We start from the raw sequence: 19,124 nt of genomic DNA on the forward strand, positions 1-19,124 counted from the left end.
CGGCGCCGGCCTCGATCGGAGGGCGCATGTCGCAGAACCCGCTGTCGCAGAGTCCTCTGCCGCCTCAACCGACCCAATCGGGTCCGGACCTGTCGAAGAGCGACCTGATCCCGCTGCTCTCGGGGCGGGTCCGGCTGTGGCGCAGCCGGGCGCTGATCCCGATCGCGGCCGTGACGGTGACGAGCCTTCTCCTGTTCGGCTGGAAGGTCCAGAACGTCCACGACATCCTGAAATACATGTACGTGCTGACGACGTTCGTCCTGCTGATGACGTTCGTGGCCCTCTACGTCTATTCCGGCGAGCGCAAGAACATCCTGTGGTATTCGGTGCCGGCGGCGATCACCGCCGCCCAGCTGCACTATTTCCTCGGGCAATACATCTACGTGTTCCGGGAGGTCCTTCCCGGAAAGACGGACACCACCGGCTTCGTGCCGACCTTCATCGGCATGTTCTTCGCAGCCGGTCTGATGGAGGAAGTCCTCAAGGCCGTCCCGATCCTCCTCGCCCTGGCCCTGGCGCTGTACCTGCGCAGCACCGGCTCGCGCGGGAACGCGCTCACACGGGGGCTCGCGCTTCAGGGGCCGCTCGACGGCGTCCTGATGGGGGCCGCCGCGGGCGCCGCCTTCATCTGGATCGAGACGCTGCTCCAATACGTGCCGCGCCAGATCGTCCAGGCGAACGACCCGAAGCTCGGCGTGATCATGGGCTTCCTGCTGCTCTTCCCCCGCATCATCAAGGGGATCGTCGGCCATATGGGCTATGCGGGCATCCTCGGCTATTTCATCGGGCTCTCGGTGACGCATCCGAAGGCGGCCTGGAAGCTCATCCCGATCGGGATCGTCCTCGCTTCGCTCCTCCATGCCTTCTGGAATTCGGCGAGCGAACTCTCCCGCGATTACGGCTCCTATCTCGCCGCCCCGCTGATCGCGATCGTGTTCCTCGCCTGTCTGATGAAGGCCCGCCAGCTCGAGGCCTCGCGGCTCGGCCGACCGGTCGACGGGCAGTCGATCCTCGCCGTCTCGCCGAGCTATGGTCCCGCGCCGATCATGCCGGCCGGGATCGTGCCGCCGTCCCCGCCCGGGATCGCCGGCGCTCTGGCGGGTGCCGCGACCCTGATCGAGCGCGCCGCCGGCGTCACCAGCCGCACCACGGCGGCGAGCCCTCCGGCGCCCATGCCCGCGAGCGGCCTCGCCATCGGGACGTCCTCCGCACGCTACGCGCTTGCGGCGGGCGTGCCGATCGACCTGTCGGCCCTGTTCGGGCCGGACGGCGTGCCCGCGGGCCATACGGGCCTGATCCTTCCCGCGCCCGGCGGCCTCGCGATCCGGAACATGGGCGCCGCCTCGTGGTCCGCCGCGACGCCGGACGGCGCCGCGTGGACCGTGTCTCCGGGCGAGGATCTCCCGGCCGTCGCCGGAACGACCTTGCTGATCGGCGCCGCGACGATCGGCATCGGGGCCTATTGAACGGGCCGGCCCGCCTCGGCCACGATCCGCGTCCATGGATTCGCAGATGACGAGCACAGACAGGGCGGCCCCGCCGGGGCTTGCGGAGCCGACGGAGGCAGATGCGCGGCAGGCGGCGAAAGCCGCGCCGCCGCCGTTGCCGTTGCTGGTCGTCTTTCTCGTCGACGGGTCCGGCTCGATGGCGGGCGAGCGGATCGCCTCGTTGAACTGGGCCGCACGGGCCGTGGTGCCGGCGATGCGCGAGGCGGCGGCCGAGCATCCCGAGGTCGACCTGCGCATCCGCGTCATGCGCTTCTCGAGCGGAGCCGACTGGGTCCAGCCCGCCGCGACGCCGGCCGGGCGGTTCATCTGGACGAACCTCGCCGCGGAGGGCGAAACCGATCTCGGCGCGGCGTTCCGTCTCCTCGCGGGCGCGTTCTCGGCGCCCGCGCCGGGGGCGGAGGAGACGCTTCCCCCCGTGATCGTCCTCCTGACGGACGGCTATCCGAGCGACGATGCCGAGGCGGGGCTCGCCACCCTTCTCGCCACTGCCGAAGGGGAGCGCGCCATCCGCATTCCGATCGCCATCGGTCCGGATGCCGATCTCGAATTCCTGCGGGCCTTCGCGGGTGAGGGGGGCATCGCGCCCCTGCGGGCCCACGATGCCGAACGGCTGATCGGCCATATCCGCTGGGCCGCGACGGCCCCGATCGCGGCCGGCGGCGCGATCCCCCTGCCGCCCGACAGCGGCCAGAAGGAGGGGGAGGCGGACAGCCTCCTCTGGTGACGCGATGACGAAGGGGATCGAAACCATGCGCGACCACGTCGTCGTGATCGGAGACAGCCGCGTCGCGCGGGCCCTGGCTCGCCAGCAGGCGCGCAACGCCGTGGTCGTCCATGCCGGCCTGCGGCCGATCGGTACGGGTGCTGACGGCGAGGGGATCGTGGAAATCCCGCTGGACAGCGATCCGGAGACCCTGCATCGCGCCGCCGGCTCCGCCGAGGCGAGTTTCGTCGGGATCGACCTCGCGGACGATGCGGCGACGGTGGCCGTCCTCGCCGCGCTCGTCGAGGCGACACGGAACGGCGCCCGCCCGCAGATCGCCGCCCATCTTCGCGACGCCGCTCTTCGGCGTGTCGTCGACGACAATCTCTTCGCGGCCGGAATCGAACCCAGACCGCGCCTCGTCGGCACGGCCTCGCTGGCGGCCCGCGATGCGGTCGCGGCGATCCGGCCCCACGACCTCGCCTATTGGCGCGGCCAGACGCGGCTTCATGCCGTCGTGATCGGGTTCTCGACGCTCGGCCACGATTGTTTCGAGGAACTCGTCCTCGCCGGGATCGCGGGCGGTCTCGACAGGCCGCAGATCACGATCCTCGACCGCGACCCGCTCGGCGTGCGCAAGCGTCTCAACCGCGACATGCCCGAGATCGAGATGTCCGCCGATATCGGCGTCGCGGCGTTCGATCGCCTCACCTTGACGGCTGAGGACGGCCCGCTCGTCGCGGCGGCGGCGATCGCGCCGCTCACCCTGATCGTCGTCGCGCTCGACGAGGCGGAGGCGGTCCTCTCCGTGATGAACTCGCTCGCGCGCATGCAGGAGGGGGAGGGGCAGGCCATCGCAGCGGTGCTGGTCCTGACCGAGGGCCAGCCCTCGCTCTTCGAGCTCGCGAAGCCCGCCGCCCGGCCCCGCGATCTCGGCCGCAGCTTCACCGTCCGCGGCGGCATCGAAGGCGATCCCGATCTCTTCGACCTCATCGCCTCCCGCGCCGACGAACTGGCCGAGCGCATCCACGAGACCTACCGGGCGCGGTTCGGCGCGTCAGGGCCGGCGGGCGTGCCCTGGGCCGCTCTGCCGGAGACCTATCGCCGGGCCAATCGGCGGGCCGCCGACCATCTGCCGGCCAAGCTCTGGACGATCGGCCTGCGCGAGCCTGGCGCCTCGGCCGATCCCTTCGCGGTCGACCCGCATAGCGACGAGAACGTCATCAAGCCCTGTGCGGCCAGCACGGCCGAGGATGCGCTGCTGCGCCGGCTCTCGCGCATCGAGCACGATCGCTGGTCGGCGGAGCGCCGGCTCGACGGCTGGCGCTTCGGCGAAGTGCGGGATGACCGCCGCCGCATCCACCCGAAGCTGATCGGCTTCGACGATCCGCGCTTCACCGACGAGGATATCGAGAAGGATGCCGATCAGGTCCGGTTCCTGTTCGGCCATGTCGTCAAGGCGGCGCCGGACGGAAGCGTGACGCCGCTCGTCATCGGCATCCTGTCCGCGCCCCACCCGACGCCGGGCATCGACGTCGCCTCCGCCGCGGCCCTCTGCGGCAAGGAGGATTGGCGGCCGGTCGTGATCGTCAGCGGCCTCGTCGATTCCGCCGAATGCACCGCCCTCGCGTCGCTGGACCGCGACCTGACCGCGGCGGGGCGGTCCTGGCGCCTCGTCGTGCCCGAGGTCTCGCGCGACAACCGGGAGATCCGGGCGATCGTCGAGCCGGGCGATCTCGCGCTCCTGCGCGGCTTCCTCGAACGGCCGTCGACGCTGTTCGCGCCGATCGGCGGCGTGAGCGAGCCGGCCGATCTCTGGGCCGATCCGAGCGCGCCGGACCCGCATATCGAGGCGATCGCCGCCTATATCGCGGCCCGCGCCTCGGCCATCGTCGATACGACTGAGGCGGTGTGAGCGCCCTGCGCGGCGCCTCGCCCCTCATCCTGTCGCGCTGACGCGCGACGCGGCCCTCGGGTCGAGCCCGGGGGCCTGCTTCTCCCGCAAGGGGAGAAGCGACGGCGCCGGTTACTCGGCCGGCTCCACCGTGAGCCGCGCGCCGTCGGCCTGCGTCACGCGGACCTTCGCACCGGCAGGAAGCTCGGGGCCGGTGACGCCCCAGACGCTGTCGCCGACGCGAATGCGGCCCTGGCCGGAGATGATGGCGCGGTCGAGCAGGAACTCCCGGCCGACGAGCGCCACGGAGCGGCGGTTCAGCGTGGCCCCGTTGGCGTAATCCTCGTCCTTGCGGCGCGTGATCAGCCAGCCGGTGAGGCACGCCAGCAGCGCCAGCATGGCGAAGACCACGAGATTGACCTGCCACGACCAGCCGAAGGCCCAGTCGATGACGCCCGTGAGCAGGGCGGCGATGCCGAGCCAGATGAAGAAGATCCCGGGCAGCATCGCCTCGAGTGCGATCAGCACCATCCCGATGACGAGCCAGGTCCAGGGTCCGAAGGTGAGGAAACCGTCCATGCTGCCGCGGCCCCGTCAGGAGCCCTGCCGGCCGGAATTCGGCGGCAGGCCGCCGGTGCGGCGCTGATCGGCCGGGCGGCCGCCATCGCCGAAGACCTGCTGGGTCATCGCCGCGATGCCGCCGAGCGTCCCGGCGAGCGCAGCCGCCTCGATCGGGACGACCACGACGCGCTGGTTGGGAGCGGTGGCGATCGCCTTCATCGCCTCGACGTATTTCTCGGCGACGAGGAAGTTCGCGGCCGCGAGATCGCCCTTCGAGATCGCGTCCGAGACCATCTGCGTCGCCTTCGCCTCCGCTTCCGCCAGACGCTCGCGCGCTTCCGCGTCGCGGAGCGCCGCCTCCTTGCGGCCCTCGGCCGCGAGGATCTGAGACTGCTTGTCGCCTTCCGCCCGCAGGACCTCGGCGGCCCGTAGCCCCTCCGCCTCGAGGATCGCGGCGCGCTTCTCGCGCTCGGCCTTCATCTGCCGCGCCATGGCTCCGGCGAGATCGGCGGGGGGGAGGATGTCCTTGATCTCGACGCGCGTGACCTTGACGCCCCAGGGCTCGGCGGCGGCATCCATCACCTTGAGCAGCCGCTCGTTGATCTCGTCGCGGTGGGAGAGGAGTTCGTCGAGATCCATCGAGCCGACGACGGTGCGGATGTTCGTCATCGTGAGCACGAGCAACGCCTCGGTGAGGTTCGTGATCTCGTAGGCGGCGCGGGCGGGATCGAGGATCTGGTAGAAGGAGGCGGCGTCGATCTTCACCCCGGCATTGTCGCGCGTGAACGCCTCCTGCGAGGGGATGTCGAGCACCTGCTCCATGATGTTCACCTTGTGGCCGATCCGGTCGACGTAAGGCACGATGAGGCCGAGGCCCGAGCCGAGCGATTTGTGGTAGCGGCCGAACCGTTCGACGGTGAAGACATAGCCCTGCGGGATGGTGCGCACGCCCCACGCGATCGTCACGAGCGCGAGGACCGCCAGCGCGATCACGAAAATGGTGAAACCCGTCATGCCTTCTCCCCTTGGCGGCGCCTGAGCCGCCGGACCATGCCATGAACCACGACGCGATGTCGCCGTGATTGCGTCGCACGGAGCGGGTGCGAGGTTCAGATCCCGGCGGGCGCGGCCTGCCTCTCGCGCTCGTCCGCCATCAGCTGCGCCGCGAGATCGGCAATGACCCCGCGAAGCCAGCGGTGCGCGGGATCGTTGCGGTAGCGGACATGCCAGCCCATCTCGACGGGGAACGTTCCGAGGTCGACCGGCGCGGGGAGCACCTTCAGCCGTGCGTCCCGCTCGAGGGCACGGCAGACCAGCCTCGGCAGCGTCGCGCAGTAATCCGTCACCGCGAGCATCTCGGGCACCGCCAGGAAATGCGTGACGGACACCGCGACGTCGCGCTTCAGGTTCCGCTGCGCGAGCGCCTGGTGGAGGCCGGCCCGCAAGCGGCCGGGCGGCAAGACGTTGACGTGTTTCAGCCTCTCATAGACGGCTCTGGTGAGCGCGGCCTCCACCTCGGGATGGTCCGAGCGCACGACGCAGGCGAGACCGTCCTGCATGAGGTGCTGTACGACCAGATTGTCGGGCGGATCCACGATCCGGCCGAAAACCATCGCCGTCGTGCCGGAGACGACGCCCGTCTCGGCGAGATCGTTGCCGAAGGGCGTCAGGCGCAGCCTGATGCCGGGCGCGAGCGCGCGAAGCCGCGCCACGAGCGGCGGCATCAGCACGAGTTCCGCGTAGCTGTTGGGGGCGAGCGTGAACAGGTGCTCGGCTTCGCCGGGCTCGAAGGCCTGCCGGTCGAGTACAACGGAATCGAGCTGGGCGAGGGCCGCCTCGATGGCCGGCGCGATCTCTTCGGCCTGAGATGTCGGCCGGATGCCATACCGCTCCCGGATGAAGAGCGGATCGCGCAGCGTGTCCCGCAAGCGGCTCAACGCGTTCGACAGGGCGGGCTGGGTGATCCCCAGGCGCAGCGCGGCCCGCGTCACGCTCCGCTCCTCCATCAAGGCGAGGAACACGCGCAGCAGGTTCAGGTCGTACCGCATCGAGATATATTGCTGGCACGATATCTAAGATCAACGAGATAAATTTCAGGAATGTCTCGGTGAGCCCCATCTTGGCGTCTCGAAAGCTGGCGCGGCAGGTCCTCGGGACGTCCCCGAGCCTCTCCGCGGCGGCGCCATAACAGGGGACGGTCCGATGAAGGTTCTCATGGTTCTCACGTCGCACGACACGCTCGGCGACACCGGACGGAAGACAGGGTTCTGGCTCGAGGAGCTGGCCGCGCCGTATTACGTGTTCAAGGAGGCCGGCGCCGAGATCACGCTCGCCTCGCCGAAGGGCGGACAGCCGCCGCTCGATCCCAAGAGCGACGAGCCGATGTTCCAGACCGATCTCACGCGGCGCTTCAGCGCGGACGCGGCCGCCCAGGCGCAGCTTGCCCGAACCGTGCGCCTCGACAGCGTCGATCAGGCCGATTTCGACACCGTCTTCTATCCCGGCGGCCACGGCCCGATGTGGGACCTCGCCGAAGACGAGACCTCGATCAGGCTGATCGAATCCTTCGTCGCGGCCGGCAAGACGATCGCCCTCGTCTGTCACGCTCCCGGTGTCCTGCATCGCGTCCGGAATGCCGACGGCACGCCGTTCGTGGAGGGGCGCCGCGTGACGGGCTTCACCAACAGTGAAGAGAAGGCGGTCGGCCTCGAGGAGGTCGTGCCGTTCCTGGTCGAGGACGAACTCGTCTCTCTCGGCGCCATCTTCTCCAAGGTGAAGGACTGGGGCGTCCAGACGGTCGTGGACGGCCGGCTGATCACCGGGCAGAATCCCGGCTCGTCGGCCGACGCGGCCGAAGCGCTCGTCACGGCACTGGGCCGCGCCGGCAACGGCGCCGCCTGAACCGGTCTCCCTGCCGCTGGCGGCAGCGATTGCCGCCTGAACACGGGCGGACGGTGAGCGCGGCCTCTACGCAGGGGCCGCGCGGCATCGTAGAGATGATCTCGGGAGGCCGCTCGGCCTCGACGGGAGCGGACATGGACAGGATCGAACTCGTCACCGCGGACTGGCTGTTCGAGCGCCTCGGCGATCCCGGCATCGTCGTACTCGACGGCTCCTATTACCTGCCCGCCGCGAAGCGCGATCCCGAGGCGGAGTTCCTCGCCGGACATATTCCCGGCGCGGTCCGGTTCGACCTCGACGCGGTGAAGGATCGGAATTCCGCCCTGCCGCACATGCTGCCGGAACCCGACGAATTCGCCGCGGCCGTGGGGCTGATGGGCATCTCGGACGAGCACATGATCGTCGTCTATGACGGCGCCGGCATCTTCGCCTCGCCGCGTGTCGCCTGGACCTTCCGCACCTTCGGCTCGCGCAAGGTCGCGATCCTCGACGGCGGCTTCCCCGCCTGGCTCGCGGCCGGGCTGCCCGTCCAGGCGGGCGAGCCCGCTCCGCGCGTGGCGGCGGATTTCCTCGCCCGCTACGACGATGCGGCCGTGGCGAACCTCGTGGACGTCCGCGAGGCGCTCGAGGCGGGCACGGCGCAGGTGCTCGATGCCCGTTCGGCCGCCCGCTTCAGGGGCGAGGAGGCCGAGCCCCGCGCGGGCATGAGGTCGGGGCACATGCCCGGCGCCCTCAACCTGCCCTTCGGCGCGGTGCTGAAGGACGGCCGCCTCGCCGATCCGGACACGATCGAGGAGGCTCTGACGACGGCCGGGATCGATCCCTCGCGTCCGATCGTGACGACCTGCGGCTCGGGCGTCACCGCCGCGATCCTGCTTCTCGCCATCGAGCGGACCGGACGGCCCGCGCCGGCGCTCTACGACGGTTCCTGGTCGGAATGGGGCTCACGCGAGGACACGGAGGTCGTGAGCGGGCCGGCCTGACCATCCGGCAGGACATCGGAATCCCGACTTTCCTCATGCCGAGGCGGCGACCGGAGGTCGCCCCCAACCACGCACGACGGCTGCGTGTCCTTCGGCCCTCGCGGATCGGCCTCAGTGATACGGATCGGCGGCGTCGCGGAGGCCGTCGCCCATGAAGCTGAAGGCGAGCACGACCAGCACCACCGGCAGGATCGGCAGCAGCAGCCAGGGATGAAGCTGCACGGCGGCGAGGTTCTGAGCCTCGTTGAGCAGCACGCCCCAGCTCGTGATGGGCGGGCGGAGGCCGAGGCCGAGGAACGAGAGCGCCGTCTCGCCGAGGATCATCGAGGGGATCGACAGCGTCGCCGAGGCGATGAGATGGCTCATGAAGTTCGGGATGAGGTGGCGCGCGATCACGCGCGACTTCGAGGCCCCCATGAGTTCGGCGGCCCGCACGAAATCCTCCTCGCGCAAGGCGAGCAGCTTCGAGCGCACCGCGCGGGCGAGACCCGGCCAGTCGAGCATGCCGAGGATGATGGTGATGCCGAAGAAGACGAGGAGCGGGCTCCAGTTCGCCGGCAAGGCAGCAGACAGGGCGAGCCAGAGCGGCAGTTCGGGCAGCGAGCGGATGATCTCGATCATGCGCTGGACGACGTTGTCGACCCAGCCGCCGAGATAGCCTGCGAGGCCGCCGAAGAAGAGCCCCAGGGTGAAGGAGACCGCGATGCCGACGAGGCCGATCGTCAGCGAAATGCGCGTCCCGTAGATGATGCGGGAGAAGAGGTCGCGGCCGAGCCTGTCGGTGCCGAACAGGAACATCGTCCCGTTCTCGGGCGGGCAGACGAGATGGAAGCTCGCCGGGAACAGGCCCCAGAACTCGTAGGAATCGGCCGAGCAGAAGAAGCGGAGCGGCTGCGGCTTCGAGGTGTCCACCACGTAGTCGCGCCGGAAGGTCTCCATGTTGAAGGTGAAGCGATAGGGATAGACGAACGGGCCGACGAAGCGCCCCTCGTGGACGAGGTGGACCTGCTGCGGCGGCGCATAGATGAAGTCGCCATGCCGCTTCGTCTGGTTGTAGGGCGCGACGACCTCGACGAAGGGCACGAGGGCGTAGAAGGCGAGCAGCACGAAGGCCGCCGCCACCGCCACCCGGTGCCGCCTGAACTTCCACCAGGTCAGCCGCCAGGCGGAAGCCCGGTAGAAGCTGTCGTTCTGCGCTCCGCCGGGCTCGCTGAGACCCGGATCGAAGGGAGCCTTGTCGACGAAATGCCCCGGTCCGGTCGGCGCGCTCACCGGGCTCTCCCGGCGAGCCGGATGCGCGGATCGAGCATCGCCAGGAGGAGGTCGGAGACCAGCATGCCCACCACGGTCAGGACCGCGACGAACATCAGGATGAACCCGGCCAGGAACTGATCCTGGGTCTTGAGGGCCGCGAGCAGGATCGGGCCGACCGTCGGCAGGCTCAGGACGAGCGAGACGAGGACCGAGCCCGAGACGAGGTGCGGCAGGAGGTTGCCGATATCGGCGATGAAGGGGTTCAGCGACATGCGGAAGGGGTACTTCAGCAGCGCGCGGGTCGGCGGCATGCCCTTGGCCTTGGCCGTGACGTAGTATTGCTTGCCGAGCTCATCGAGGAGATTGGCCCGCATCCGGCGGATCATCGCGGCGGTGCCGCCGAGGCCGATCACGATGGTCGGGACGATCAGGTGCGACAGGAGCGACTGGATCTTCGGCCAGGTCCAGGGCTGGCCCGCATATTTGGCGTCGTAGAGGCCGCCGATCGAGATCCCGAACCAGCGGTTCATGTAATAGAGAAGGATGAGCGCCAGCAGGAAGCTCGGGGTCGCGAGGCCGATATAGCCGACGAAGGTCGCGATATAGTCGCCGATCGAATATTGCCGCGTCGCCGAATAGATCGCGATCGGGATCGACACGACATGGACGAAGACGACGACGACGAGGTTGATGAGCAGCGTCAGCCAGAGCGCGTCGCCGACTACCTCGGTCACTGGCCGGTCGTATTCGAAGGACCAGCCCCAATCGCCCTGGAGCAGGCCCGAAAACCCGTTCGGACCCGGCCAGACGCCGATCCAGACGAGATATTGCTGCCAGATCGGCAGATCGAGCCCGTATTGCCGGATCAGGAACTCGGCCTTCTGGATGGAGGCGGTCTCGCCCTGGGCGCGCAACTCGGCTATCTGGTTCGTCAGGAAGTCGCCGGGCGGCAGCTTGATGATGAAGAAGACGAGCGCGGAGATGATGGCGATCGTGACCGCCATGGTCGCGGCTCGGTTCAAGAGGAAGCGGATCACGGGCGCGGTGCCTCCGCCGCGGCGGATTTCGGTGATCCGTGCCGGTTGGCCGAAGCCCCGGACGGCTGCGCCTCGCCGGCCGTGACGCGATGGCGCCGCCGGATGGGCGGCAGCCAGGCCTCCTTCGAGCGGACGCTGTCCCAGAACAGCTCGTCGATCCGGTAGACGCCGAGCATCGAGGTCGGATCCCAGGAATAGACCGCCCGCTGGGGCAGGTTCCGCAGCCCGTCTCGGACCACGATCGGCTGGAGGGCGCCGGCGACGGTGCCGATCGACCAGAGGTTCTCGGCCCGGTTCTTGAGCATGGCCTTCCAGATGCGGGTCTGCTCGGCATCGTCGGCCGTCGACAGCCAGCTCTGATAGAGGTTCATCAGCTCGACGGCTTCGGGAATGTCGCAGCTCTCGCCCGATTTCCCCCTGGTCTCGTGATACTGCCCCCAGCGCGACCAGGCATAGTTGTCCTGGCGCATCGGCGCGAGCTCGCTCGGCGGCATGTCGGCCGTGGGCAGGGCGAGGTCCAGCCCCTGAGCCGCGACCATCACGGTGAGCCCACTATAGGTGCGGTTGCGCAGGACGGTGCGGTCCTGCGGCTTGATGAAGAGCTTGATGCCGACGTCGCGCCAGAACTCGCCGATCAGGGTCAGCCCGTCGACGATCATGCTGCCGTCGCCGTCCGTCTCGACGATGATCTCGAGTTCGCGCCCGTCGGGAAGAAGCCGGATCCCGGCACTGTTGCGCTTCGTCAGGCCGATCTCGTCGAGAAGACGGGACGCCTCGCCCGGGTCGTGCTGGGCATGCAGCGTCCGGAACTCCGGCTCGAACAGCCTGCTTTGTTCCGTGATCGTGTCGTTGCCCTCCGTGCCGATGCCGAAGAGGAGGGCGTTGTTCAGGATGTGGCGGTCGATCGCGAGCGAGAGGGCGCGGCGGTAGCGCGGGTCCCGGTTGAGCTTGCGCCACACCGGATCCTTCGTCGTGAGGTTCGGGTAGAGGGCGAGCTCGCTTCCGCGCGCATACGGCCAGAGAAGCGTCTTGTAGCGCTGCGCCTTCTCGCCTTCCTTCAGGATCGGGATGTCGCCCATGGCGAGCCCGCGGAAGAGGATGTCGGCATCGCCCGAATTGGCCTTCGCGGCCATCAGCCCGCTCGACGAGACATCGAAGATGACCCGGTCGAGATAGGGCAGTTGATGCCCTTCGGTGTCGACCCGGTGGTAGTAGGGATTGCGCTCGAACACGAAGCGGTTCGCCGGCATCTTCGTCGTCGGCCGCCAGGGCTGAAGCGTCGGCAGGGCCGGGTTCGTGTTCTCGAACATGTCGTCGAGCCGGTTGTGGAGCGCGGCCCAGGATTTCAGCTTCTCCTTCTTGGCCCAGTCGTCGAGCGTCTTCTGGTCGACGTAGTGGTTATGCGCCTTTCCGAGGTAATGGGCGGGCCGGTAGATGAAGGGATCGCGCGGCTGCGCGAGGGTCGGCAGGAAGCGTGGATTGGGCTTCGGCCACGTGTAGCGAACGGTGCGGGAATCGAGCACCTCGAAGAGCGGCTCCTCGCCGTCGACGAGCAGGAAGTCCGGAAGGCCGGCCGGGTTCAGGTCCTTGTTGAGCGCGACCTCTTCCCAATAATAGCGGAAATCCTCGGCGGTGAAGGGGTGGCCGTCGGACCAGCGATGGCCCTCCCTGATCACGAAGGTGAAGGTGCGGTCGCCCTGGTTCTCCAGGCTTTCCAGGAGATCGGGGCCGAGATTGAGCTGTTCGTCGTAGCCGACGAGGCGGGCGTAGGAATTCGCCGAGAGATAGCGGATGTCCCGCGCGCGGGAGACGAGCGAGATGATCTGCCCGCCGGGCTTGCCGATCTCGCGCCCGGTCGCCTTCAGATCGACGACCAGCGGGCTCTTCGGAAGCCGCTCCGCCACGGGCGGCAGCTGGCCCGCCGTCACGGCCTCCTCGAACATGGGCGTCTCGACGGGCGCGAGCGCCCGCGCGCCGCTCGCCAGCGCGCTCCAGCAAACGAGACACGCCGCGGCAAGACGCGCGGTCGTCCGGATGCGGAGGCCCGTCATGCGGCCTCGCCGAGAGAAGCTGCCGTCATCATCCGCACCTTGTGGTCCGGGGCGAGCGACATCATCCGCCCCGAATCGCCTCGCGCCAGCCTGAACGGCTCCGGCCAGGCCGAGGGATCGGAGAACTTGTCGGACCTGAGCCGCGCGAAGTCCAGCGGGCGGTCGATGTCCGGATCGGGCACCGCGGCGAGGAGGGCCTTGGTGTAGGGGTGGGCGGGGGCGCGGAACAGCGTCTCGGCCGCCGCCTCCTCGACGATATGGCCGCGGCACATCACGGCGATCGTATCGGCGACGTAATCCACCACCGCGAGATTGTGGGACACGAAGATGTAGGACAGTCCCAGCGCCTTCTGCAGGTCCTTCAGGAGGTTCAGGACCTGGGCCTGAACGGAGACGTCGAGGGCCGAGACCGGCTCGTCGCAGAGGAGGACCGCGGGTTCGAGCGCGAGGGCGCGGGCGATGCCGAGGCGCTGCCTCTGGCCGCCCGAGAAGGAATGCGGATAGCGGCGCAGGCTCTGCCGGTCGAGCCCGACCATGTCGAGCAGGGTCTTCGCCCGCTCGAAGCGCTCGTCGCTCGTGCCGATGCCGTGGATGATCATCGGCTCGGTCAGGATCTCGTAGACCGTCATGCGCGGGTTCAGGGACGAGAACGGGTCCTGGAACACGAACTGCACCGTGCGCCGATAGCGGGTCAGCGCCTCGCCGGAGAGCTGATGCACGTCCTGAGGGCCGGTCCCGTCGTCGAAGAGGACGCGGCCGGCATCCGGAACGAGGGCGCGGGAGATCATCTTCGAGAGGGTGGTCTTGCCGCAGCCCGATTCCCCGACGAGGCCGAGGGTCTTGCCGGAGAGCAGCGAGAGGTCGACGGAATCGACCGCCTTGATCTCGCGCAGGTTGCCGCTGAACACGCCCGCCCGGAGCGTGAAGGTCTTCGTGAGGTTCTCGACGGCGAGAACCGTGCGGTCGGGCGGGGTTTCGACGGTCGGCGGACGGGCGGGGAGAGCGGCCGTTGCAACCTCGCGCAGCGGCGTCAGGCGCTCGCCGGGTTCCATCCCGAAACGCGGCACGGCCCTCATCAGGGCGCGCAGATAGGGGTGCTGGGCGCGCCGGAAGATGTCGTCCCGGCTACCGGCCTCGACCACGCGGCCCCGGTACATCACGACGACCTCGTCGGCCATGTTCGCGACGACGCCGAGATCGTGCGTGATGAGGAGGACGGACATCCCCGTCTCGCCCTGCAGCTCGCGGATCAGATCGAGGATCTGCGCCTGCGTCGTGACGTCGAGCGCCGTGGTCGGCTCGTCGGCGATGAGGAGAGCCGGCCGCGTGATCAGCGCCATCGCGATCATGGCGCGCTGGCGCAGCCCGCCCGACAGCTCGAACGGATAGGTCACGAGCGCCCGCTGCGGATCGGGGAAGCCGACGCGCCGGAAGACCTCGACGGCCTTCTCCTTCGCCTCCTCGGCGCTGACGCGCGCGTGGAGCCTCAGCGCCTCCGTCACCTGGTCGCCGACCGTGTGGAGCGGCGAGAGCGAGGTCATCGGCTCCTGGAAGATCATCGCGATCCGGCCGCCGCGGATGCGCCGCATCGTCTCGCTGCCGTCGGGGATCCCCGCGATGTCGAGCGGCGGATGGCGGTCGGCGGGATCGTCGAAGACGACCGATCCGCCCGCGATCCGGGCGACCTTGGGCAGGATGCGCATGATCGCCTGCGCGGTCACGGACTTGCCGGAGCCGGATTCGCCGACGATCGCCACCGTCTTGCCGGTGGGGATGGAGAGGTTGAGCCCGTCGACGGCCTTGAAGGTCGTCCCGTCGGCGCTGATCTCGACGACGAGGTCCCGGATGTCGAGGAGGGGTCTCATGCCGCCGCTCCGAGGAGCGAGGCATCCGCGGCGCCGCCGGCGAGCCGGTCGATCAGCGGCTGCGACAGCCCGATCGGCCGGGTGGCGGGATGGTCGGCGGCGAGGGCGGCGACGCCTTCGACGAAGCTCCAGAGGACATCGTCGAACATCAGGTGATGGGTCAGGAAGCCGATCCGGGTCACGCCCCGGTCGATCGCACGGTCGAGCTGCGCCGTGAGCGCGTCCGGCCTTGCGAGACTGCGCCCGCCGCGCCAGTCGACGGGATCGAGATGGGCATCGAGCCGGGCGAGCGGGCCGCCATGTTCGGCTCCGCCGAAACACGACAGGGCGCGGTATCCGAGCCGGGGCAGGGCGGCGGCCGCCGCCGGAGCGATCCGGTTCCACGGCGGCACGAAGACGGGAAGCGCGCGCTCGCCGAATGCCGATGCCAGGCGGTCGCGGCCGTCCCTCATCTCGCGGTCCATCTCCGCGACCGCACGATGCGCGCCGAACTCGGCCGTCTTCTCGTGGGGCGGGGCATGATTCGCATGGGTCCAGCCATGCACGAGAACCGTGACGTCGTCTCGACCCGCGAGCCGTTCGGGAAGGGACGGCCGGGCGAGGGCCGGGATCACCGCGAGGCAGACCGGCCAGCGGGCCGCCTCGGCGAGACCGAGGAGCCGATCCAAAGCCGGCGTCGCCTCCACCGCATCGTCGTCGCGCCACCAGAGATCGACGACGCGACCCGCATCGGCCAGCCGGTCGAACCGAGCCGCGAGAGCGTCGAGCGCCGCGGTCATGAGCGGCCCTCCCGCGCCAACGCCTCGATCGCCTGCGCCGCGCGGTCGTGACCGTCGAGCGCGATGCCCTGGAAGGTCGGCCGTGGCCGGCCGGCGGCATGGGCGATAGCGGCGCCGAGGGCAGTCGGCGTGAGGTCGCCTTCCGCCAGCAGCGTCGCGAGGCCGGAGGCCGCGAGGCCCTCGGCCCGCAGGCGCTGTTCCGTCTCGCGGCCCTGTTCGAAGGGGACGAGGACGGATCGGGCATGGGTCGCGACGATGTCCATGACCGTGTTGTAACCGGCTTGGCCGACGAAGACAGCGGCTTTGGCGAGAAGGAACACAAAATCCGGACGCGCCCGCTCGACGATCGCGTTCGGCGGCGCCGCGTCCCGGAGTTCGCCGTGATCGGCTTCGCCGACGGCCTTGCCGACGAGGATGCGCCAGGGGCGCCCGGCATCGGCCCGGGCGGCCTCGATCGCCGCCCGGTAGAGGGGGAGGGCGGCGGCGCTCGATCCGCCGGAGACGAGCACCGAGCCGTCATCCTGCGTGCCGGGCGAGGCAAGAGCGGCCTCGGGACCGATATAGCCCGTATAGACGAGACGGCGTCGGAGCGCGTCGTCGACGGGCCAGGACCGCTCGAGCGGCACCGTCGCCTCGTCTCCATGGACGAGGACGGCGCGATAGCGCCGCGCGATGACGGCGTGAGCCGCCTCGGCCTTCTCGGGCCGGGATGGCGGGGCGAGGATATCGCGGACCGAGCAGAGGATGACGGGTCGCAGCTCCGCCGCGTCTGCGGCGTCCAGCAGCGCCTCGAACTCCGTCCGGAGGACGCGGCGCCCGAACGGGTAGAGCTCGGTTACGACGACGTCCGGCCGCGCCGCGGCGAAGGCTGCGAGGAGCGTGTCGCGGCGGCTCGCCAGATGGTCCGGTTCGATGGGGCGGCCATTCGCGTCGAGCAGCGTCGTGAAGTCGCCGACCCGCGTGCGGACGGGCGGCAACTGCACGACCGCCATCGCCGCCATGTCGACCAGCGGCGTCGGCGTGCCTCCGGTGACGAGCGTGACCCGGTGGCCGCGACGGGCGAGCGCTCGCCCGATCGCCGCCGCCCGCGTCAGGTGGCCCGCTCCGAGGAGATGCGTGACGGCGATCAGGACGGAGAGCGTCACGCCGGCTCCTCCCGCACGGCCCCGGCCGCCAGCGGGCCGAGCGCCGCACGCAGGATCGCCGCCGCGCCGTCGAGGCTGCGCTCCTCGCGGACGAAGCGGCGGGCAGCCTCCCGCATGGGCGCGAGGATGGCGGGGCGCTCGGTCAGATCGCGCAAGCGCCCGGCGAAGGCCGCGGCGTCGCGCGGAGCGACGAGGAAGCCGGTTTCCCCGTCGCGTAGAACGGCGGGAACGCCGCCTTCCCGCCCCGCGAGGACCGGGCAGCCCGTCGCCTGGGCCTCCAGGAAGACCATGCCGTAGGCCTCGTTGACCGCCGGCCAGACCAGGAGGTCCGCGGCACGGTAGAAGGCGACGAGGCCCGCCGGTTCGGGCACGGCGCCGTGGAACCGGATTCGGTCTCCGAACGCCGAGAAGGCGGCCTCGACCTCGCCCCGAGCCGGGCCGTCGCCGACGATGTCGAGGCTCCAATCGCTCTCCGTGCCGAGACGCGCGAGCGATTCCGCCAGCAGGCGATAGGAGGCGAGCTTGTCCCCGGGCCGCATCATCGCGACCGCGAGGAGGCGGAGGGGGCCTGACGGACGATCCGGCTCGGTGCTCCCCGCCGCTGCCCCGAGCGGGAACTCCCGGCGCTCCGCGTCGAGAAACGGCGGCAGGTCGGTGATCGTCTGCCGGGGTGGTCTCGCCCGGTCCAGCGCCTCGCGGTCCTGGGGAGCCATGACGAAGAGGTGATCGGCGCGGTCGAGGGCCGCCTCGGCTGCCTCGTGCCAGTGGCCCCAGGGGCCGACGGCGCGCTTCGGGGCGCGGGAGCCTTCCGCGACGACATAGGGGATGGCGAGCGCCGCCGCGACGCGCGGGCCGACGAGGTCGGGCGCCTTGTAATAGCAGTGATAGGTGAACCAGAGGCGCGGACGGCGTTCGGCCGGCTCCGCGCGGAACGACGCGACCAGACGCGCGGTCTCGGCGTCGGCGCGGCCGGCGATTTCGGCCTGCAAGACACCGTCTCCGCGGATATCGAGGCTGCGCAGGTCGCTCGCGAGGACGGGGTCGAACCCGGCATGGCGCAGGGCGCGCATCAGGAGGCGGGCCATGGTCCGGTCGCCGGACGGGACCGGGTCCTCCGGGCTCTTCAGGGGGGCGTAGAATGCGAGCGGGATCATCCGCCCGCCGCGTCGGCCCGCCGTGCCCCCGTGTCCTCCTCGGCGCCCTCCGAACCGGCCCCGCCGAAGCGGACGGCCAGCCGGTCGAGGCCGCCGGCGGCCGAGAACTCGGCCCGGAGCCGCCGCCCCGCCGCGCGCCCGAGCGCCTCCCGCCGGGCGGGATCGCGGATCAGCAGGTTCAGCGCGTTCGACAACGGCTCCCAATCGCCCGGCGGCACCAGCTCGGCTTCGGCATCGGGCCTGACGAATTCCAGGATTCCCGGCAGGCGCGTCGAGAGGATGGCGAGGTCCTGCGAGGCGGCCTCCATCAAGACGTTGGGCAGTCCGTCGCGGTCCCCGTCCTCGGCCTCGCGGGAGGGCAGCGCGAAGATGTCGGCCTCCCGCATCAGGTTCACGATATCGGGCTGAGCCCTCGTGCCCATGAAGGCGATCCGCGGGCCGATCCCGGCCGCTTTCGCCTTGGCCTTCAGCGTGTCGAGGAGCGGTCCGCCGCCGCAATGGGCGAGGGTCCAGTGCAGGTCCGGCGGGAGGACGGCGAGAGCCGCGATCAGGTCGTCGAAGCCCTTCTTCTCGACGGCCCGGCCGACCGCGAGGATGCGGATCGGATCGGCCGGGTCGCTGCCGTCGCGCGTCGGGCGGCTCTCCGGCGGCGCGGGGAAGCGGTCGAGATCGAGACCGTGATAGAGGAGGCTCACGCGCTCCGGCTCGGGCGCGAGGGTTTGGAGATGCGCGAGGGCGTGCCGGGTGCAGGTCACGCCCCATTCCGCCTCCGCCATCTTCTCGCGCTTCTCCCAGTCGGGCGTCGTCCAGATGTCCTTGGCGTGGGCCGAGAAGCTCCAGGGCAGGCCGGTGAGGATCGCGGCGTAGCGCGTCACCGAGCCCGGCGTATGCAGGAAATGCACGTAGAGATGGCCGATCGCTGGGTCGAGTTCGCGCGCGAGCACGGCCGCCTGGCCGAGGCGGCGCAGCCGGTTCGGCGTCGGGTCGCGGCGCAGATCGGCTGCGAAGACGCGCAGCAGCCGCCCGAATCCGGGCCGCCGCACCGCCGCGAGAAGCCCCTTCAGCACGCGGAACGGCGCCTCGTAGAGGTATTCGGGCAGATAGCGCACCGGGGCCCGGATCGCCTTGTGCATCGGGTGGAGCACACGGTCCGTCGGCTGGCGGAGCGACCAGATCTCGAGCGGGATGCCGCGCCGCTCGAGGCCGAGCAGTTCCTGCGCGACGAAGGTCTCCGACAGACGCGGATAGCCCTTGACGACGACCGCGACGCGGCCCGGACCCGACACCAT

16 protein-coding genes are annotated in these 19,124 nt (G+C 70.1%); 5 read left to right on the forward strand and 11 right to left on the reverse strand.

The features are described 5' to 3' along the window. Nucleotides 1–26 precede the first annotated feature (26 nt). Genes EV668_RS06090 through EV668_RS06100 form a run of 3 tightly spaced genes read left to right on the forward strand, consistent with a single transcriptional unit; the run spans nucleotide 27 to nucleotide 4,126 of the window. Nucleotides 27–1,466 (forward strand): PrsW family intramembrane metalloprotease, encoded by a 1,440-nt coding sequence (locus EV668_RS06090; protein ID WP_166652358.1) that lies wholly within the window; start codon nucleotides 27–29, stop codon nucleotides 1,464–1,466. A gap of 46 nt (nucleotides 1,467–1,512) precedes the next feature. Next, on the forward strand, nucleotides 1,513–2,232 hold the full coding sequence (locus tag EV668_RS06095) for a vWA domain-containing protein (protein WP_166652359.1): 720 nt from the start codon (nucleotides 1,513–1,515) through the stop codon (nucleotides 2,230–2,232). A 25-nt stretch (nucleotides 2,233–2,257) separates the two neighbouring features. Next, nucleotides 2,258–4,126 (forward strand): hypothetical protein, encoded by a 1,869-nt coding sequence (locus EV668_RS06100; RefSeq protein ID WP_166652360.1) that lies wholly within the window; start codon nucleotides 2,258–2,260, stop codon nucleotides 4,124–4,126. Nucleotides 4,127–4,237: 111 nt separating this feature from the next. On the opposite strand, the gene EV668_RS06105 is transcribed toward EV668_RS06100, so the two are convergent. From EV668_RS06105 to EV668_RS06115, 3 genes are all read right to left on the reverse strand, one after another. Then, on the reverse strand, nucleotides 4,238–4,684 hold the full coding sequence (locus EV668_RS06105; RefSeq protein ID WP_133768915.1) for an NfeD family protein: 447 nt from the start codon (nucleotides 4,682–4,684) through the stop codon (nucleotides 4,238–4,240). A gap of 15 nt (nucleotides 4,685–4,699) precedes the next feature. Beyond that, the gene (locus EV668_RS06110; RefSeq protein ID WP_133768916.1) at nucleotides 4,700–5,680 is read right to left on the reverse strand and encodes an SPFH domain-containing protein; all 981 of its coding nucleotides are present in this window, start codon (nucleotides 5,678–5,680) and stop codon (nucleotides 4,700–4,702) included. Nucleotides 5,681–5,775: 95 nt separating this feature from the next. After that, entirely contained in the window at nucleotides 5,776–6,714 is a 939-nt protein-coding gene (locus tag EV668_RS06115) for a LysR family transcriptional regulator (protein WP_133768917.1), read from the reverse strand. A gap of 154 nt (nucleotides 6,715–6,868) precedes the next feature. Between EV668_RS06115 and EV668_RS06120 the strand changes: the two genes are divergently transcribed. Beyond that, complete coding sequence (locus tag EV668_RS06120) at nucleotides 6,869–7,567, forward strand: type 1 glutamine amidotransferase domain-containing protein (protein WP_133768918.1); 699 nt, start codon at nucleotides 6,869–6,871, stop codon at nucleotides 7,565–7,567. 134 nt (nucleotides 7,568–7,701) lie between these two features. Continuing rightward, a complete protein-coding gene (sseA, locus tag EV668_RS06125) occupies nucleotides 7,702–8,550 on the forward strand; it encodes a 3-mercaptopyruvate sulfurtransferase (protein ID WP_133768919.1) in 849 nt (282 codons plus the stop codon). A gap of 111 nt (nucleotides 8,551–8,661) precedes the next feature. Here the strand turns inward: sseA and EV668_RS06130 are convergent, their stop codons facing one another. From EV668_RS06130 to EV668_RS06165, 8 genes are read right to left on the reverse strand one after another with little or no spacing between them, the layout of a single operon-like run. After that, a complete protein-coding gene (locus EV668_RS06130; protein ID WP_133768920.1) occupies nucleotides 8,662–9,822 on the reverse strand; it encodes an ABC transporter permease in 1,161 nt (386 codons plus the stop codon). Then, on the reverse strand, nucleotides 9,819–10,841 hold the full coding sequence (locus EV668_RS06135) for an ABC transporter permease (protein ID WP_133768921.1): 1,023 nt from the start codon (nucleotides 10,839–10,841) through the stop codon (nucleotides 9,819–9,821). Before EV668_RS06135 ends, EV668_RS06130 begins: the two co-directional genes overlap by 4 nt. Further along, nucleotides 10,838–12,892 carry an ABC transporter substrate-binding protein gene (locus EV668_RS06140; RefSeq protein ID WP_133768922.1) on the reverse strand — a complete coding sequence of 685 codons (2,055 nt, stop codon included), beginning with the start codon at nucleotides 12,890–12,892 and terminating at the stop codon, nucleotides 10,838–10,840. Before EV668_RS06140 ends, EV668_RS06135 begins: the two co-directional genes overlap by 4 nt. Continuing rightward, a complete protein-coding gene (locus EV668_RS06145; protein ID WP_133768923.1) occupies nucleotides 12,889–14,757 on the reverse strand; it encodes an ABC transporter ATP-binding protein in 1,869 nt (622 codons plus the stop codon). Before EV668_RS06145 ends, EV668_RS06140 begins: the two co-directional genes overlap by 4 nt. Continuing rightward, nucleotides 14,754–15,536 carry a polysaccharide deacetylase family protein gene (locus EV668_RS06150; protein WP_133768924.1) on the reverse strand — a complete coding sequence of 261 codons (783 nt, stop codon included), beginning with the start codon at nucleotides 15,534–15,536 and terminating at the stop codon, nucleotides 14,754–14,756. The genes EV668_RS06145 and EV668_RS06150 overlap by 4 nt, the downstream gene beginning before the upstream one ends. Then, complete coding sequence (locus EV668_RS06155; RefSeq protein ID WP_133768925.1) at nucleotides 15,533–16,681, reverse strand: glycosyltransferase family protein; 1,149 nt, start codon at nucleotides 16,679–16,681, stop codon at nucleotides 15,533–15,535. The genes EV668_RS06150 and EV668_RS06155 overlap by 4 nt, the downstream gene beginning before the upstream one ends. Continuing rightward, complete coding sequence (locus EV668_RS06160; RefSeq protein ID WP_133768926.1) at nucleotides 16,678–17,835, reverse strand: glycosyltransferase family 4 protein; 1,158 nt, start codon at nucleotides 17,833–17,835, stop codon at nucleotides 16,678–16,680. Before EV668_RS06160 ends, EV668_RS06155 begins: the two co-directional genes overlap by 4 nt. Then, nucleotides 17,832–19,124 carry a glycosyltransferase family 4 protein gene (locus EV668_RS06165; protein WP_133768927.1) on the reverse strand — a complete coding sequence of 431 codons (1,293 nt, stop codon included), beginning with the start codon at nucleotides 19,122–19,124 and terminating at the stop codon, nucleotides 17,832–17,834. Before EV668_RS06165 ends, EV668_RS06160 begins: the two co-directional genes overlap by 4 nt.

The sequence above is a fragment of the Enterovirga rhinocerotis genome (assembly GCF_004363955.1).
Classification (GTDB): domain Bacteria; phylum Pseudomonadota; class Alphaproteobacteria; order Rhizobiales; family Beijerinckiaceae; genus Enterovirga; species Enterovirga rhinocerotis.

What these genes read in the sequence shown, in the direction of transcription:
- EV668_RS06090 (WP_166652358.1), top strand. Translation starts at nt 27, where the DNA reads ATGTCGCAGAACCCGCTGTCGCAGAGTCCTCTGCCGCCTCAACCGACC.
- EV668_RS06095 (WP_166652359.1), top strand. Translation starts at nt 1,513, where the DNA reads ATGACGAGCACAGACAGGGCGGCCCCGCCGGGGCTTGCGGAGCCGACG.
- EV668_RS06100 (WP_166652360.1), top strand. Translation starts at nt 2,258, where the DNA reads ATGCGCGACCACGTCGTCGTGATCGGAGACAGCCGCGTCGCGCGGGCC.
- EV668_RS06105 (WP_133768915.1), bottom strand. Translation starts at nt 4,684, where the DNA reads ATGGACGGTTTCCTCACCTTCGGACCCTGGACCTGGCTCGTCATCGGG.
- EV668_RS06110 (WP_133768916.1), bottom strand. Translation starts at nt 5,680, where the DNA reads ATGACGGGTTTCACCATTTTCGTGATCGCGCTGGCGGTCCTCGCGCTC.
- EV668_RS06115 (WP_133768917.1), bottom strand. Translation starts at nt 6,714, where the DNA reads ATGCGGTACGACCTGAACCTGCTGCGCGTGTTCCTCGCCTTGATGGAG.
- EV668_RS06120 (WP_133768918.1), top strand. Translation starts at nt 6,869, where the DNA reads ATGAAGGTTCTCATGGTTCTCACGTCGCACGACACGCTCGGCGACACC.
- sseA (WP_133768919.1), top strand. Translation starts at nt 7,702, where the DNA reads ATGGACAGGATCGAACTCGTCACCGCGGACTGGCTGTTCGAGCGCCTC.
- EV668_RS06140 (WP_133768922.1), bottom strand. Translation starts at nt 12,892, where the DNA reads ATGACGGGCCTCCGCATCCGGACGACCGCGCGTCTTGCCGCGGCGTGT.
- EV668_RS06145 (WP_133768923.1), bottom strand. Translation starts at nt 14,757, where the DNA reads ATGAGACCCCTCCTCGACATCCGGGACCTCGTCGTCGAGATCAGCGCC.
- EV668_RS06150 (WP_133768924.1), bottom strand. Translation starts at nt 15,536, where the DNA reads ATGACCGCGGCGCTCGACGCTCTCGCGGCTCGGTTCGACCGGCTGGCC.
- EV668_RS06160 (WP_133768926.1), bottom strand. Translation starts at nt 17,835, where the DNA reads ATGATCCCGCTCGCATTCTACGCCCCCCTGAAGAGCCCGGAGGACCCG.
- EV668_RS06165 (WP_133768927.1), bottom strand. Translation starts at nt 19,124, where the DNA reads ATGGTGTCGGGTCCGGGCCGCGTCGCGGTCGTCGTCAAGGGCTATCCG.